The 15,196-nt window shown below is 74.0% G+C and carries 13 protein-coding genes and 2 pseudogenes; 3 read left to right on the top strand and 12 right to left on the bottom strand.

Translation table 11 applies throughout. The features are described from left to right. The 4 genes from ACFV4N_RS28960 to ACFV4N_RS28945 all read right to left on the bottom strand — a co-directional run. The coding region (locus ACFV4N_RS28960; RefSeq protein ID WP_499675778.1) for a hypothetical protein at positions 1–559 on the bottom strand (559 nt) is incomplete at its 3' end. A 90-nt stretch (positions 560–649) separates the two neighbouring features. Beyond that, positions 650–2,128 carry a glutamate-cysteine ligase family protein gene (locus ACFV4N_RS28955; protein WP_499675777.1) on the bottom strand — a complete coding sequence of 493 codons (1,479 nt, stop codon included), beginning with the start codon at positions 2,126–2,128 and terminating at the stop codon, positions 650–652. A gap of 22 nt (positions 2,129–2,150) precedes the next feature. Continuing rightward, positions 2,151–2,810 carry a 4'-phosphopantetheinyl transferase family protein gene (locus ACFV4N_RS28950; protein ID WP_499675776.1) on the bottom strand — a complete coding sequence of 220 codons (660 nt, stop codon included), beginning with the start codon at positions 2,808–2,810 and terminating at the stop codon, positions 2,151–2,153. Next, positions 2,807–3,652: a metallophosphoesterase family protein gene (locus ACFV4N_RS28945; RefSeq protein ID WP_499675775.1), complete on the bottom strand. Its 846-nt coding sequence runs from the start codon at positions 3,650–3,652 to the stop codon at positions 2,807–2,809. The genes ACFV4N_RS28950 and ACFV4N_RS28945 overlap by 4 nt, the downstream gene beginning before the upstream one ends. A gap of 415 nt (positions 3,653–4,067) precedes the next feature. Between ACFV4N_RS28945 and ACFV4N_RS28940 the strand changes: the two are divergent. The 3 genes and pseudogenes from ACFV4N_RS28940 to ACFV4N_RS28930 form a co-directional block, all read left to right on the top strand. Next, a pseudogene (locus ACFV4N_RS28940) lies at positions 4,068–4,409 on the top strand (transposase); the annotation flags it as partial. A 111-nt stretch (positions 4,410–4,520) separates the two neighbouring features. Next, a complete protein-coding gene (locus ACFV4N_RS28935) occupies positions 4,521–4,772 on the top strand; it encodes a hypothetical protein (RefSeq protein WP_499675774.1) in 252 nt (83 codons plus the stop codon). 19 nt (positions 4,773–4,791) lie between these two features. Next, positions 4,792–5,595 (top strand): alpha/beta fold hydrolase, encoded by an 804-nt coding sequence (locus ACFV4N_RS28930; protein WP_499675773.1) that lies wholly within the window; start codon positions 4,792–4,794, stop codon positions 5,593–5,595. Here the strand turns inward: ACFV4N_RS28930 and ACFV4N_RS28925 are convergent. The 8 genes and pseudogenes from ACFV4N_RS28925 to ACFV4N_RS28890 all read right to left on the bottom strand — a co-directional run. Then, positions 5,592–5,927, bottom strand: a complete 336-nt coding sequence (locus ACFV4N_RS28925; RefSeq protein WP_499675772.1) for a DUF1330 domain-containing protein — start codon at positions 5,925–5,927, stop codon at positions 5,592–5,594. The two genes, ACFV4N_RS28930 and ACFV4N_RS28925, sit on opposite strands and share 4 nt — an antisense overlap. A 152-nt stretch (positions 5,928–6,079) precedes the next feature. Then, positions 6,080–8,977, bottom strand: coding sequence for a TIR domain-containing protein (locus ACFV4N_RS28920; protein WP_499675771.1), 2,898 nt, complete (start codon positions 8,975–8,977; stop codon positions 6,080–6,082). Positions 8,978–9,030: 53 nt separating this feature from the next. Next, a complete protein-coding gene (locus ACFV4N_RS28915) occupies positions 9,031–10,203 on the bottom strand; it encodes a histidine kinase (RefSeq protein WP_499675770.1) in 1,173 nt (390 codons plus the stop codon). After that, entirely contained in the window at positions 10,200–11,918 is a 1,719-nt protein-coding gene (locus ACFV4N_RS28910) for a sodium/solute symporter (RefSeq protein WP_499675769.1), read from the bottom strand. Before ACFV4N_RS28910 ends, ACFV4N_RS28915 begins: the two co-directional genes overlap by 4 nt. Beyond that, positions 11,915–12,298 carry a DUF485 domain-containing protein gene (locus ACFV4N_RS28905; protein WP_499675768.1) on the bottom strand — a complete coding sequence of 128 codons (384 nt, stop codon included), beginning with the start codon at positions 12,296–12,298 and terminating at the stop codon, positions 11,915–11,917. Before ACFV4N_RS28905 ends, ACFV4N_RS28910 begins: the two co-directional genes overlap by 4 nt. Further along, positions 12,295–13,134, bottom strand: a complete 840-nt coding sequence (locus ACFV4N_RS28900; protein ID WP_499675767.1) for a LytR/AlgR family response regulator transcription factor — start codon at positions 13,132–13,134, stop codon at positions 12,295–12,297. Before ACFV4N_RS28900 ends, ACFV4N_RS28905 begins: the two co-directional genes overlap by 4 nt. 36 nt (positions 13,135–13,170) lie before the next feature. Continuing rightward, positions 13,171–13,479 (bottom strand): hypothetical protein, encoded by a 309-nt coding sequence (locus tag ACFV4N_RS28895; protein ID WP_499675766.1) that lies wholly within the window; start codon positions 13,477–13,479, stop codon positions 13,171–13,173. Between the two features lie 139 nt (positions 13,480–13,618). Next, positions 13,619–15,196: pseudogene (locus tag ACFV4N_RS28890) on the bottom strand (AfsR/SARP family transcriptional regulator); the annotation flags it as partial.

Below are 15,196 nucleotides of genomic sequence, written 5' to 3'. Positions count from 1 at the left end.
GAACCGGGCCCCCTCGACCATCACCGCGCGTGGAGCTGATCACCAAGCGGAATGACGGCCAGCTCGCGGCTATGCGCGTGGCCAGGAAAGCCACCTGGGCAAGGATGCCGATCAGGGTCGCCCCGGATCCCGCGTTCACCCACCACGTCATTCCGACGACGGCCGGCGGTGTGGCCGCGTCCGCGTTGTTCCGCAGGCCGGTCTCCAACGCGCGCACCCTGGCCTGGGCCACCTGTGCCTCGTGCAGTGCGGCCAACCGGTCGGTCCGGGCGCGTTCCAGCTCCGCGTTCCGCCGCTCGGCCTCGTTGACGAGGTGATCGCGTTCCCAGGTCAGCCGCACCACGGCGCCCCGCAGCTCCCCCACCTCGCGGGTGAGGTCGCGCTCCGCGGCCAGGCTGTCCGCCAACTGGCGCCGGACCTGGCCCAGCTCTTCGTGGAGCCCGATCAAGCGCTCCTGGTCGCCGGGGGAGTGGATGTGCACGTCGCCACTGATCATGTGCGCCTGCACGGTCGCCCCGTGGACCGCCCCGGAAACGTCGTTGCGCCCGCTCGCGTCCACCAGCGCCTCCGTCGTGGTCCGGTCACCTCGAACCGGATTGTTGCACCGGTGGGCAAGGCCCCGGGGTTCGACTCCTGACGCGAGCCCGGCTCAGTTCACCGGCCAGGTGTGCACCGGCTCGTTCGAGTGCATCAGGTCCCGATAAGTCCGCAGCATCCGCCGCAGCGCCTCGGGCCGGTCCAGCGCCGTGTGGTCGTAGTGCCGGTGGAACGACCGCGCCTGCCACGTCGCCCCGTTCACCCCGGTCAGGCACCGCTGCTCGACGATCCCCAGCAGGCGGTCGCGCTCGGCGGCCTCCACCTTCAGCCGCACCAGGCCCTCGTGCGCCATCGGCAGCAGCCGGCGCAGCACCAGCTCCGCCACGGGCACCGTGCCCAGCCCCGGCCAGTAGACCTGCGCGTCGATGCCGTTGCGCGCGCCGGCGGTGAAGTTCTCCTCCGCCGCGCTGAACGACATCTGCGACCACAGCGGCCGCTCCTCCTCGGCCAGCGCCTTGACCAGCCCGTAGTAGAACGCGCCGTTGGCCAGGGTGTCCACGACCGTCGGCCCGGCGGCCAGGACCCGGTTCTCCACCCGCAGGTGCGGCTGGTCCCGCACCACGTCGTACACCGGGCGGTTCCAGCGGTAGATCGTGCCGTTGTGCAGCCGCAGCTCGGCCAGCGACGGCGTGTCGCCCCGCTCCAGCACCTGCACCGGGTCCTCGGGGTCGCAGATCGGCAGCAGCGCGGGGAAGTAGCGCACGTTCTCCTCGAACAGGTCGAAGATGGACGTGATCCACCGCTCCCCGAACCACACCCGCGGCCGGACGCCCTGCTCCTTCAGCTCCTCGCTGCGCGTGTCGGTGGCCTGCTGGAACAACGCGATCCGCGTCTCCCGCCACAGCTCCTTGCCCAGCAGGAACGGCGAGTTCGCGCCCACCGCCACCTGCACGCCGGCGATCGCCTGCGCCGCGTTCCAGTGCGACGCGAACTGCTCGGGCGACACCTGGAGGTGGAACTGCGTCGACGTGCACGCCGCCTCGGGCACGATCGAGTCGGCCGTCATCTGCAGCCGCTCGACGCCGTCGACGGAGATCTGGAGGTCCTCGCCGCGCGCCGCCAGCACCTGCTCGTTGAGCAGCGCGTACCGGGGGTTGCCCGACAGCGCCTCCACGGCCAGGTGCTTCGCCTGGAGCGTCGGCAGGATGCCGATCATCACCATGTGCGCGTCCACGTCGCGGGCCTTGCGGTCGGCCTCGTTGAGCGAGTCCCGCACCACCGACTCGAACTCGGTGATCCCGCCCCCGGTGAGCTGCCGGGGCGCGACGTTGATCTCCAGGTTCCACTGGCCCAGCTCGGTGACGAAGTCCGGGTCGGCGATGGCCTCCAGCGCCTCGGCGTTGCGCATCGCCGGGTCGCCGGCGTCGTCCACGAGGTTCAGCTCGATCTCCAGCCCGGTCATGGGCCGGTCGAACTCGAACCGCGACTCGCTCAGCATCCGGGCGAACACGTCGAGGCAGCTGCGCACCTTCGTGCGGTAGCGCGTGCGGTCCTCACGGGTGAACTCGTGCCGCCCGACGTCGTCGCCCATTGCCCGCCTCCAAGCCCGTGGATCAGCGCGCGGGTACCGCGATCGCGGTGACCACAAACCCCTCCCTGGCCAGCCAGCGACCGGTGAAACCCGTCACGGGGACGCCGTCCACGATCGGGGTCTCCACCAGGATCCGGGCGCTGAACGTGCCGTCGTCCGGGTTGATGGTCAGCTCCGCGTCCTCGAACCCCAGCCACCGCCGGGTCAGCGGGAACCACGCCTTGTAGACCGTCTCCTTCGCGCTGAACAGCAGCCGGTCCCAGGCGACCTTGTCCCCGTCCGCCCGCAGCCGCTCCACCTGCGCCAGCTCGGCGGGCAGCGCGATGGCGCCCAGCACGCCGTCCGGCGTCGGCTCGTTCGGCTCGGCGTCGATCCCGATCGCGCGCACCTGGTCGGCCAGGCCGACGGCCGCCGCCCGGTAGCCGTTGCAGTGCGTGATGCTGCCGACCACGCCCGCGGGCCACGTGGGCTCGCGCTTGGGGCCGGGCAGCAGCGGCGCGGCCGGGAAGCCGAGGGCCGCGAGCGCGGTGCGCGCGCAGTGCCGCCCGGTGGCGAACTCGCGGCGGCGCTTGTCCACCGCCTTGGCGACGTGCTCCTCCTCCTCGGGGAACAGCACCACCCCGTCGGGGTCGCCGAAGACGTCGAACGCCGAGACCGGCGGCGGCAGCAGGTCCGTGATCACCGGGCGTCCCCCTCGCGCAGCACGTCCAGCAGCGGCGCCGCGGTCCAGCCCCGGGGCTGCCACTCCCGCGGGTAGCCCAGCGACACCTCGTCGAAGCGCACGCCGTCCTTGCGGATGGTGCGCGGGATGTGCAGGTGGCCGTAGACCGCGACGGCCGCCCGGAACCTCAGGTGCCAGTCCGCGGTGCGGTCGGTGCCGCACCACAGGGCGAATTCGGGATAGCGCAACACGAACGTGGGATCACGGACGAGTGGCCAGTGGTTGATCAGCACCGTCTTCAGCGAGGGGTCGACGGCGCCCAGCCGCCGCTCGGTCTCCGCGACCCGAGCCGCGCACCACGCCTCGCGGCTCGGGTACGGGTCCGGGTGCAGGAAGTACTCGTCGGTGCAGACGACGCCGGCCTCCTGCGCCGCGGCCAGCGCCGACGCCTTGTCCGTCGTCCCGGCGGGCCGGAACGAGTAGTCGTAGAGCGTGAACAGCGGCGCCACCGCGACCGGCCCGCCGGCGCCCTCGAACACCGCGAACTCGTCCTCCGGCGTGAGCACGTCGATGCTGCGGCACAGCTCGACGAGCTGCTTGTAGCGCACCTCGCCGCGCGCCTGGACCGCGTCGTCCTTCGTCGTCCACAGCTCGTGGTTGCCCGGCGACCACACCACCCGGGCGAACCGGCCGCGCAGGAGGCCCAGCGCCCACTCCACGTCGTCGAACTTCTCCGCCACGTCACCGGCGACGATGAGCCAGTCGTCCGGGGAGTGCGGTTGGATCGCGTCGACGAACTGCCGGTTCTGCTGGTAGGTGACGTGCAGGTCGCTGGTGGCGAGCAGGCGTGGCGGGGTGGTCACCTGTCGAGGGTATCGCCGGCGCGCCGGCTCGGGGAGTGACCGCTCATCCGCTCGTCGCTCACCGCGGGCCGTTCGGCGGCGCCCCGGTGGCCGCGTGACGCTGCACCGCTCCCGTTCGTCGCGCGTCGTCTTACCAGGGGGCGCCGCTGTTCCTAGCGTGATTGGCATCACGACGTCCTGGGCGGAGGACCCGATGACCAACCACGTACGACCCGTGCAGCCGTTCGGCCGAACGGTCGGGGCGGAGATCGCCCGGCAGGTGCAACAACACGCGTACCGGGCGGTCGCGCCGCGGCGCGCCGACGACGCCGCCCTGGCCACGTTGCTGCGCGCCCGCCAGCGCGGCGACGCCCAGAGGCAGGAGCCGTGGGTGCGCCGCGCGCCCGAAGCGCCGCCCCGACCCCCGCACGCCGACGTGATCGAGCAGTTGGCCGTGCGCCTGGTGCCGCCGTCGCTGTGGGCGGCGGTCGAACCGCTCATCCCGCCGGCGAAGGTGCGCCGGCAGGGCGGCGGCCGGGGCCGGGTGTCGGACCGGGCCATCTTCACCGCGATCGTGTTCGTGCTGACCAGCGGCTGCGCGTGGCGGCACCTGCCCGCCACGTTCGGCGTGACCGTGCCCACCGTGCACCGCCGGTTCCAGGAGTGGACCGAGGCGGGCCTGTGGCTGCGGCTGCGGCGGGTGGCGGTGGACGGGGCGGTGGACGAGGCCCAGTGGTTGAGGCTGGTCCTCGACGCGGCGGAACGGCGCGGCGCACGGGCCGCGGGCTGACGGAAGGGGCAAGGGGGAACGGCGGCCGGGGCGGTGGCGTCCCGGGTCTGCGGACCGCGGGCGCCCGCGCGGCCGCCGTTCCCCTCGGAGGTGGCGAACATGCCGGAGTTGTCCAGACGCGAGGTCGCGCTGCTGCGCGCGACCGCCGCCAACCGGGTCGAGCTGACCGGGAACGCCGAGCCGGACGTGCGGGTCGACGCCCTGCCGTTCTGCGACCCGGTCACCGCACGGGCGCTGGTGCACGCGGGCCTGATCCAGCCGGTCGTGCCGGTGGCGCCGGGCCAGTGGGCCGCGGCGTGCCTCACCGAGGCGGGCGCGGTGGCGCTGGGTTCGGGCCTCGTCGCGGCCTGAGGTCCGCTTCACTGGGGGCATGACCCCCGTGCGCGCGACCGTCGTCGAAGGCCCCACCGGCACACCGCCCGCCGTGTTCCTGCACGGCGTGCTGAGCTGGGGCGACGACGAGGTCTACGGCTTCGGCAACCAGCGGCCCCTGGCCGCCGGCAGGCGGCTGCTCCTGGTGGACCGCCGCGGCTACGGCGACAGCCCCGACCTCGACGGCCCCCACCGCAGCGACTACGAGGTGGACGCGGAGGACGTCATCCCCCTGCTGGGCGACGGCGCCCACCTCGTCGGGCACTCCTACGGCGCGGTGGCCGCGATGCTCGCCGCCTCGGCACGCCCCGACCTGGTCCGCTCGCTGTGCCTGGTCCAGCCCGGCGCGCTGCGCCCCGCCGAGGACCACCCGGTAGTCGCCGAAGCCCTCGCCCGCGCCCGCGCGGCCACCGCCGCCCCGCTCGACCTGGGCCCCGAGGACTACCTGCGCCTGTCCACCGGGGCCGTCGGGATGCCCGCGCCCGAGCCCACGCCGAAGCGCCTGCGCGCGGCCCGCACCACCATGGGCGAACGACCGTGCTGGGACGCCGACGTGCCCCTGGCACCGCTGGCGGACGCCGGGTGGCCGGTCCTGGTGGTGCTGGGCGACTGGGAGGGCGCGCCCGAGCCGTACCGGCGGCTGGCCGGCGAGCCCCTGATCGCCGCCGGCCGCGAGATCGCCCGCCGGGTGGGCGCCGAGCTGCTCACCCTACCCGGGTACTACCCGCACGTGCAGCGGGCGGCCGAGGTGAACGCGGCGCTGGAGGCGCTGTGGGCGGGGGCGGAGCGCCGAACCGGCTAGGACGGGAGGGTGAAGCCCTCGGGCGGCGACCCCTCGACGAACAGCATCCGCACCCGGACCGCGCCCTCCCGCAGCTCCCGGGCCCGCCGGTACTCGGGGGAGTCGTACCACCGCCGGAGCCGGGCCATGTCGGGAAACTCGATGACGGTGAACCGGGACGACTCCCACGTGCCCTCGACGGCCTCGGGCGTGGGTCCCGCGACCAGGTAGCGGCCGCCGTGGTCGAGGATCGTCCGCTGGGCCACTGGCGCGTAGGCCAGGCCGGCCTCCTCGTCGAGCACGTCGACGTCGACGATGGCGTAAGCGGGCACGGGCACTCCGTTCTGCGGCATCGCGCGCACCGGGCGCGCACGGGTCGCCACCGACGGTACGCGCGGTCCGCACTGCCGTGGGCGAGCGATCGTGCCGGGACGCGGACGTACCCCCGGGACCGCCGGCGGCCGAGGTGAACGTGCCGCCGGAGGCGCTGTGGCGAGGGCCGGCGCTAGGTGAACAACTCGGCGAGCGCCCCCGCCAGTTCGGCCAGGACTCGCTCGGCTTCGGGAGCCGGCAACTCGTCCAACGTGCCGGCCGCGGGCACGCCCTGGAACCGGCTCAGGGCCGGGGTGCGGTGGAACATGCTCGGCCCGACCAGGACTGGGACGATGCGGCAGCCGTCGGTCTCCGCTGCGGCCAGCAGCGCGGGCAGCTCCACGGAGTTGATGTAGTCCGACGCGAGCGAATCCGCGCTGACCAGCACCAACGCCGCCTTGGCGCGGGCGAGCGCCTTGGTGATCTCCCGTTGCCACCGGTCCCCCAGCTCGATCCGGCGGTCCGACCACAGGTCCAGCTCCAGCGGCCTCAGGTGCACCTGGAGCCGCTGGAGCCAACGGGTGTCCCGGTGGCTGTAGCAGACGAACACCTGGTCGCGCGGTGCGGGCAGCCGCTTGCCGGCCAGGTCCAGCAACTCGTCCCGGCGCAGTTGCCGCAGGTAGAACAGGAACTGCGGATCGTCCACGACCAGCCGCCGCGAGCGCGGGTCGTGGAACAGGTGGTCGTCGTGGTGGCCTTCGAACAGCTCGGCGCTCCGCCCGTCGAGCCTGAGGATGCCGTCCCGTGCCGCGGCCAGCTCCAGCAGCAGGTCGACGCACACCGCCTCGTCCGCCCGGTCGCGCGTGATGAAGTCCAGCACCACGTCGTGGTACTTGAGCTTGAGCCGCTCGGTCACCTTGGACCGCGCGTGCGCCAGTTCGGTGCGCACCACCCGGCGGGTCGGCTCGGTGTGGCGGACCCCTGCGGTCAGAGCGATCTGCCAGCACAGCATCTGGGCGGTGAGCAGGCTCCCCGCCGCGGCGCGCGAGATGTCCGCCTTGCGGTCGAACTCGATGTTGAGCGCTTCCTCGCCCTGCTCGATCAGCCGCACCACCAGCGCCTCCAGCGCGGTGCCCAGGCGGAACACCCGGATGCGGGTGGCGAGGTCCCGGCCGACCGAGACGAGCGAGCGCGTGGTGCCGGGGATGCCCACCAGGACCAGCCGCTCGTCGGCCGAACCGCGGTCCGCCAACAGCTTGAGGTGGTCGGCCAGGCGGGCTTGGACCTCCGGCCGCAGCCGTTGGAAGTCGTCCACCGCGACCAGCCCTTCGTGCCGTTCGGGCAGCTCGGCGATGTCGTCGAGGTGGCGCGGGTCGCGGGCGCTGAGCACGGTCATGCCGGCCAGGTCCGGGTCCAGGTCCATCGCCCGGCGCAGCATCGTGGTCTTGCCGATCCCGGAGGGCCCTTCCAGGACGATGCCGAGCCCGGGCTGGCGCAGCCGCTCCCGGAACTCGTCGAACTCGTCCGGCTCGACGAACGTCACCGTGGGCACGCCGGTCTCGGTGAACACCTCGCTCAAGCGCCGGCGCACCGGGGCCCGACCGGCGCCGGTCGGCTTCGGAGGTCCGCCGCGCAGCTGCTCGCAGGCGAACCGCACCCCCTCCACGACGCTGAGGAGCGCATCGTCGCGGCGGGGCCAGTCCACCACCGGGAGGCCACCGGTGGGCAGCGGGGGCAGGAAGCCGAACTGCTCCTCCCACGCCGCCGGGCGGTACACCACGGGCATGACCACCGCGGCCCGGTTCAACACGGACCGGTTCACCACCGCGCGGAACTCCCGGCTCGCCCCGTACTGGACGGCGAGCAGGTCGCGGCTGATCACGACGAGGATCAGGTCGGCGTCGCGCACCCGCGGGTCCGCGTGGCCTTCGAGGTCGAGGTTCGCCTCGGAGACGGCCCGGGTGGTGATCCACCCGAGCGCCCGCTCCGCGGCCAACGGGCGCAGGGAGCTCGCCAGCTCCTCGGCGAACAACTCGTCCGGGACCGCGTGGACGATGGCCAGGTTCGGCGCGTCCGGTCCGCGGTAGGAGATCACGAGGTCACGTCCTGCTTGCAGGACCGGACCGGACGAGAACACCGTGCCGTGCCGCACAGCACTGTTGTGGACGATGGGGTTGAAGCCGGGCAGACCCAGCGCGCGGAGCAGGGAGGCGCCCGCTCCCGACAGGTCCGTGCCGACCACGCTCACCCGGTGCGGGAACGACGTCACGGGGCCGCCCGAGGCGATCTCGACGGCCGTGGTCCGGTCGCGCCAGCGCGAGAGGGCGGAAGCGGCCCGCTCCGGCAGGTTGGGCGACACGACCACGATCAGGCGGTCGACGTGGTCGAAGGTGGCGGGCACCCCGCCGGTCGGGGGCGTGCGGAGGAAACGGGCCTCCAGCTCGGCGGAGTACCCGGCGCCGGTGAGCAGCGCGGCGATCGACTCGGCCCACTCGGCGTCCCGCGCCTCGTACACGACCGCGAAGTCGGTGCGCGCCCCCGGTTCCGCCGGTTCCGGACCGGGCCGACCGACGACCCGCACCCAGGCGTTGGCGGCGAACGCCTTCACCTGCACCTGGACCCGCCGGAAGTCGCCGATCAGGGTGGTGTGCCTGATCACCTCGTCGAAGAACCAGTCCGAGACGATGACGACCAGACCGTGAGGCGAGGTCCGCGCCGCGGCCTTCAGCGCGGTCGAGTCCGCGAGGCGGTAGGCGGTGACCAGCTCCAACCCAGTGTCGCCGAGTGCGCCGTGGCGCACCTCGCCCGCGTGGATCGCCACCCGGATGCCGATCCGGTCGCCCTCGTCGCGGGTCGCGTTGTGCTGCCGCAGGAGATCCGCCAATGTCGCGACCCACGTCTCCGCGACCACGACCTTCGACACGTGCGCCGGCACGAGGACGAGCATGGGATCGCCCGCGTCGCGCACGAGCCCGTCGTCCCACGGCAAGCCCGTCGCCTCGAAGGAGGACCGGACCAGCTCGTGGACATCACGGCGGAAGGCGTTCCACACCCTCCGCTCCGCCGGGACCGGCACGTCGACCACGATCATCGTGTGGTGTAAGAGAGGGCCTCCCGGCTCCACCACCCCTGTCACCCCTTCCCTCAGGCGTGCACGCCCGCCGAGTACTTCGGCACCCGCACGCTGATCTTCGTGCCCAGCCCCTGCGCGGTCTCCACCACCAGCCCGTAGTCGTCGCCGTAGCAGCGGCGCAGGCGCTCGTCGATGTTCCCCAGCCCGATGCCCGCCGTCTCCCCGACCTGGCCCGCCAGGGTGCGGCGCAGCGCCTCGGGGTCCATGCCGATGCCGTCGTCCTCGATGGTGATGTGCGCCTCCTCGCCCGCGTCCGCCGCCAGGATCGAGATCCGACCCGGGCCGACCTTGCCCTCCATGCCGTGCCGCACCGCGTTCTCCACGAGCGGCTGGAGGCACAGGAACGGCACGGTCACCGGCAGCACCTCGGGCGCGATCTGGAGCGTCACCTGCAGCCGCTCGCCGAACCGCGCCCGCTCCAGCGCCAGGTACTGGTCGATCGACTTCAGCTCCTCCGACAGCGTGGTGAAGTCGCCGGCCCGGCGGAACGAGTAGCGGGTGAAGTCGGCGAAGTCCAGCAGCAGCGTGCGGGCGCGCTCGGGGTCCGTGCGCACGTAGGAGGCGATCGCGGACAGCGAGTTGTAGATGAAGTGCGGCGAGATCTGCGCCCGCAGCGCCCGCACCTCCGCCTCCACCAGCCGGGTCCGCGACCGGTCCAGCTCCGCCAGTTCGAGCTGCCCGGACGCCCACCGCGCCACCTCGTTCGTGGCCCGCACCAGCCCCGCCGACGCCTCCCGGCTGTAGGCGGCGAGCACGCCCACCACCCGGCCCTCCACGGTCAGCGGCGCGAGCACCGCCGTGTGGACCGGGCAGTCGGGGCGCGCGCAGGTGATGTCGAACGCCCTGGTGCGCCCGGTGCCGAACACGTCGGCCGCCAGGCCCATCGCCTCGGCCGCGTGGTGGGCGCCCTCGCCCTCCCACGCCACGACCTCGGTCTCGTCGGTCAGCGCCAGCGCGGGCGTGCCGAGCAGCGTGCGCAGGTGCTTGGCCGACTTCTTCGCCGCGTCCGGCACCAGCCCGGCGCGCAGCGGCGGCGCGGCCGACCACGCCGTGTGCAGCGTCTCGAACGTGATCCGCTGCTCGTTGGTCAGGAAGTCGTTGCGGGTGCGGGACGTCCGCCACAGCGTGATCACCACCGCGAGGCCGACCAGCAGTATCGCGCCGGCCGTCCACGCGGCGGTCACAGCCGGTCCTGACTGCGCAGGCCCAGGTTCTCCGGCGCGTGCAAGCGCACCATCACGTGGTTCACCCCCGGTGGCACCCGACGCGGCGTCAGCAGCGACACCGCGTACATCACGACGAACCCGAGCGGCACGGTCCAGGCGGCGGGCCGGGCCAGGAACACGTGGTACCACGAACCGGCGCCGCCGCTGATCGTCACCAGCCCCGCCACCAGCGCGGGCAACCCGCCCGCGAGCATCCCGGAGACCGCGCCCACCGTGGTGATCCGGGTGCTCCAGATGCCCAGCACCAGCAGCGGGCACAGCGACGACGCCGCCACCGCGAACGCCAGCCCCACCATGTCCGCCACCGGCACGTTGCCCACCAGCCACGTCATGCCCAGCGGCACCAGCACGGCGGGCACCGTCGACACCCGGAACCCGCTGACGCCGCGCAACCGCAGCACGTCCCGGCTCAGCACGCCCGCCAGCGACACCATCAGCCCCGAGGAGGTGGACAGGAACGCGGCGAACGCGCCGCCCGCCACCAGCGCGCCCAGCAGCTGCCCGCCCAGCCCGTCGACCACCCGGCTGGGCAGCACCAGCACCACCGCGTCGGTGTTGCCGGTCATCAGCAGCTCCGGCGCGTAGAGCCGGCCGAGCGCGCCGTAGACCGGCGGCACCAGGTAGAACACGCCCAGCAGGCCCAGCACGATCAGCGTGGTCCGCCGCGCCGCGCGCCCGTTGGGGTTGGTGTAGAAGCGCACGATCACGTGCGGCAGGCCCATGGTGCCCAGGAACGTGGCGATGATCAGCGAGTACACCGCGTACAGCGGGAACCGCTCGCCGCCGCGCATGGGCATCGCCCACGTCTCGTTGGTGTTGGCCGGGATCGAGCTGACGTGCGGCACGGCCGCGCCCTCGGGGAACGTCAGCCGCGAGCCGGCCGCCGCGGTGTGGTCGCCCGGGGCCAGCTCGCCGACGCCGTCGACCCGGACCCCGTCCACCACGCCCGTGCCAGTGTACGGGATGGCCTCCGGCACGCGGAACGAGGCGGCGCCGTCGAACGTCACCGTGGTCTGCCTGGTGAACTCGGGGTACTCCGGCCCGGTCAGGCCCTTCGCGCCGTGCGCGTGCCAGGCCGCCACCAGGAACACCACCGGCACCGCGATCGCGGTCAGCTTGAGCCAGTACTGGAACGCCTGCACGAACGTGATGCTGCGCATCCCGCCGGAGGCCACGTTCAGCGTGACCACCACGGCCACCACCAGCGCGCCCACCCAGTCCGGCGCGCCCGTGACCGTGTGCAGGGTCAGGCCCGCGCCCTGGAGCTGCGGCAGCAGGTACAGCCAGCCGATGCCCAGCGCGAACGCCGCCGCGACCGCCCGCACCGTCGGTGAGCCGAACCGGGCCTCGGCGAAGTCCGGCAGCGTGTAGGCCCCGCTGCGCCGCAGCGGTGCGGCGACCAGCGCGAGCAGCACCAGGTAGCCGGCCGTGTAGCCGACCGGGAACCACAGCATGTCCGGGCCGTGCGCGAACACCAGGCCCGCGATGCCGACGAACGACGCGGCCGACAGGTACTCGCCGCCGATCGCCGAGGCGTTCCACCACGGCGAGACGGTGCGCGAGGCGACGAAGAAGTCCGAGGTGGTCCGGGAGATCCGCAGGCCGTAGGCGCCCACCAGCACGGTCCCGATCGCCACCGCCAGCACCGCGATGATGCCGTAGGTGCTGCTCACGACCGTTCCACCAGCTCGGCGAACTCGCGTTCACCGCGCTCGGCCTGCCGCACGTAGAACCAGCCGGCCAGGACGAACACGGGGAACACCAGCACGCCCAGCAGCAGCCACGGCAGCGGCAGGCCCAGCAGCCGCTGCGCGCCGACCGAGGGCACGAGCGTGAACAGCAGCGGCAGCGCCGCCACGCTCCCGCACACCACCGCGCACAGCAGCAGCCCGAGCCGGCGCTGGGTGCGGATCAGCGAGCGCATGTAGACCGCGCCCAGCTCGCTCTGCTCGTCGATCTCCCGCGACGCGGGGTAGGGGCGGGGCGCGCGCGGCGCGCGGGTGCGCGGGCTCGTCACCACCACGCGCTGGCGCGGCGGCTGGGATCCCGTCACGACGGCTGCCGGTTGCGGCGCACCAGCAGCTGGCGCAGGTGCCGGGCGTGCCGCCGGCTGACCGGCAGCACCGCGCCGCCGATGTTGACGCTCAGGTGGCCGTCCTCCAGGCGCAGCTCGTCGATGTGCCCGAGCGACACCAGGTGGCTGCGGTGGATGCGCACGAACCCGGCCGACCGCCAGCGCTCCTCCAGGCCGTTGAGCGCGGCGCGCACCAGGCCGCTGCCGGTGGCGGTGTGCAGGCGGGCGTAGTCGCCGTGCGCCTCGACGTAGCGGATGTCGGCCAGCCTGATGAACCGGGTGATCCCGCCCAGCTCGACCGGGATGACCTCGTCGCCGACGTCCGGCGCCTTCTCGGCGGGCGCGGCGGCGGCCGGTTCGGCGGTCTTGGAGTCGAGCACCTCGTGCACGATCCGGTGCACGGACTCCGCCAGCCGCTCGGCGCGCACGGGCTTGAGCAGGTAGTCGAGCGCCTTCAGCTCGAACGCCTCGACCGCGGGCTCCTGGTGGGCGGTCACGAACACGATCGGCGGCGGCTGGGCGAACCGGGACAGCACCCGGGCCAGGTCCAGCCCGTCCAACCCCGGCATCCGGATGTCCAGGAACACCGCGTCCACCGGCTGGCCCGCGTCCATGGCCCGGTGCAGCGTGCGCAGCGCCTTGGTCGCGTCGGTCACCGCCTCCACGTGGCCCACGCGCGGGTCGGAGCGCAGCAGGTAGACGAGGTCCTCCAGGGCGGGGGCCTCGTCGTCCACCGCGAGCACCCGCAGCGTCCGGTCGAGTGCCCCGCGGCGCTCCGGGCCCTCGCAGAGGGGACAGGGCAGTCCTGAGGTCATCAGCTTCCAATGCGGTGCGGTCGACGGCGACGGCGATTAGACCACCGGGCGACCATCCTCGCCCTTCGGGGCGGCCAAGGGCAACGACCGCCGTGCGGCGGCGGCGTCACCCAACGTGACCTCCAGTTCGAGGAAGGCCTCCTCGCCGCGCCTCGCCGCCAGCGACACCGAGGCCGCCGCCGCGCTGCCCACGAACCGCCGCGTCGGCTCCTGGAGCCGGCGCACCGCCTCTGACCACTCGTTGGCCAGCCGGGCGAGGTCGGTGAGCGCGGAGACCAGTTCGGCGGACGTGCCCGGCGGCCCGTCGGCGATCCGCGCCAGTTCGACGTGCGGATCGGAAGCCATGCCATCCCCCAGTTGTGAGCCGCCCACGTATCGGAACCCGATGCTCCCGCTCCGCCGGTGGGGAGGTCAACGACCCGGGGGAGTGGTCTTGATTGGCTCCTCGTGCCGGAACGCCGGATGCCGGAGGGGGCGCATTTCGTCAAGTGGCCGCCGGATCGGCGGTCGGGACGTCCGGGAATTCCCGCCGGTGGGATGACCTCCCCGACTCCGCCAGCGCCACCGCCGCCAACCGCTCGAACACCGCGAACCCGTCGCGCTCCGCCAGGTCCGCCACCGTGCCCGCGTGCCGCAGCGCCTCGGCCCGCCGCCCGTCCGCCACCAGCGCGCTCACCAGGTGCGCGTGCGACCGGGCCACCCCGAACAGGTACTCGGTGGACGCCGCCAGCTCCAGCGCCCGCAGGTGCGACGCCACGGCCGGGCCCGGTTTGCCCAGGTGCCGCAGCACCAGGCCCAGCGCGTTCTGCACCTCCGACTCGACCCGCGGGTAGCCGCCCAGCTCGTGGACCAGCCCCAGGGCCCGCTGGGCCGTCCGCAGCGCCTCCACCAGCTCGCCGCCCAGGCACAGCGCCACCGCCAGGTGCGCCAGCGCCTCGGCCCGCGCGGGCCGGACCCCCGTCCGGTACCACGACGCCTCCGCGTGCCGCAGCAGGTCGACCGCCGCCGGGTAGTCGCCCAGCTCCGTGCGGCAGCGCGCGAGCAGGCACGCGCACGTCGCCTCCACGTTCGACCCGTCCGCGGCGCGCGCCAGCGCCAGGCCCTCCGCCAGCAGCTCCGCCGCACCCGCCGCGTCACCGCGCATCAGCCGCAGCGCCCCGTGCCCGGCGAGCGCGCCGATCCGCACGTGCGGCGGCGCCCAGTCCTCCGCCGCCAGCGCCGCCACCCGGTCGAACGCGCCACCCGCCGCCGCGAGGTCGCCCAGCTCCAGGCGCACGACGCCCTCCAGGCTCGCGTGCAGCCACTCCAGCCGGCCGGTCGGGCGGGCCAGCGCCAGGTGCCGCAGCGCCACCCTCGGGTTGCCCAGGTTGCGGTGCTCGGTGGCGAGCCACACCAGCGTGGTCGCCTCCGCGTCCCGGTCGCCCGCCGCGCGCGCCGCGCCCAGCGCCGCGTTGACCGCGTGCAGGAACTCCACGTGGTGGCCGTGCGAGCCGAAGTACCCGCTCACCGCGTCGATCAGCCGCCACGACAGCTCGCGCGGGCCGTGCGCGGCGCAGTGCTCGGTCGCCGCCAGCACGTTCGGCCGCTCGGCCTCCAGCCACGCCCGCGCCTCGTCCGGGGTCAGCCGCGGCGGCCCGGACGCGCCCAGCTCCGGGTACAGCACGTCGCCCACCTCGACGGCCGTGCGCAGGTACCAGTCGAACAGCCGCCGCCGCGCCGCCGCGACGTCCTCGCCCGCCGCCGCGGCCCGGTCGGCCGCGTACACCCCGACCAGGTCGTGCAGCGCGAACCGGTCCGCGCCCACCCGCTGCACCAGGTGCGCAGACGCCAGGTCGTCCAGCAGCCGCCGCGCCACCTCCTCGGGCTCGTCCAGCAGCGCCGCCGCGCCGCCCGCGCCGAAGTCCGACCCCGGCAGCACGGCCACCAGCCGGAACAGCCGCGCCGCGGCCGGCGACAGCGCCGCGTACGACAGGTCGAACGCCCGCCGGACCGCCGCGGTGTCGTCGTTGTCCACGGCCAGCGCCGCCAGCCGGTCGCCGCCGCGCAGCTCCGCCACGTAGGC

Origin of the sequence: Actinosynnema sp. NPDC059797, assembly GCF_042732085.1 — a bacterium.
Lineage (GTDB): Bacteria > Actinomycetota > Actinomycetes > Mycobacteriales > Pseudonocardiaceae > Actinosynnema.
Note: the sequence above shows the minus strand (reverse complement) of the source record. Positions and strands in the feature narration are given on the sequence as shown.

What these genes read in the sequence shown, in the direction of transcription:
- ACFV4N_RS28935 (WP_499675774.1), top strand. Translation starts at nt 4,521, where the DNA reads ATGCCGGAGTTGTCCAGACGCGAGGTCGCGCTGCTGCGCGCGACCGCC.
- ACFV4N_RS28955 (WP_499675777.1), bottom strand. Translation starts at nt 2,128, where the DNA reads ATGGGCGACGACGTCGGGCGGCACGAGTTCACCCGTGAGGACCGCACG.
- ACFV4N_RS28895 (WP_499675766.1), bottom strand. Translation starts at nt 13,479, where the DNA reads ATGGCTTCCGATCCGCACGTCGAACTGGCGCGGATCGCCGACGGGCCG.
- ACFV4N_RS28925 (WP_499675772.1), bottom strand. Translation starts at nt 5,927, where the DNA reads ATGCCGCAGAACGGAGTGCCCGTGCCCGCTTACGCCATCGTCGACGTC.
- ACFV4N_RS28930 (WP_499675773.1), top strand. Translation starts at nt 4,792, where the DNA reads ATGACCCCCGTGCGCGCGACCGTCGTCGAAGGCCCCACCGGCACACCG.
- ACFV4N_RS28900 (WP_499675767.1), bottom strand. Translation starts at nt 13,134, where the DNA reads ATGACCTCAGGACTGCCCTGTCCCCTCTGCGAGGGCCCGGAGCGCCGC.
- ACFV4N_RS28920 (WP_499675771.1), bottom strand. Translation starts at nt 8,977, where the DNA reads ATGATCGTGGTCGACGTGCCGGTCCCGGCGGAGCGGAGGGTGTGGAAC.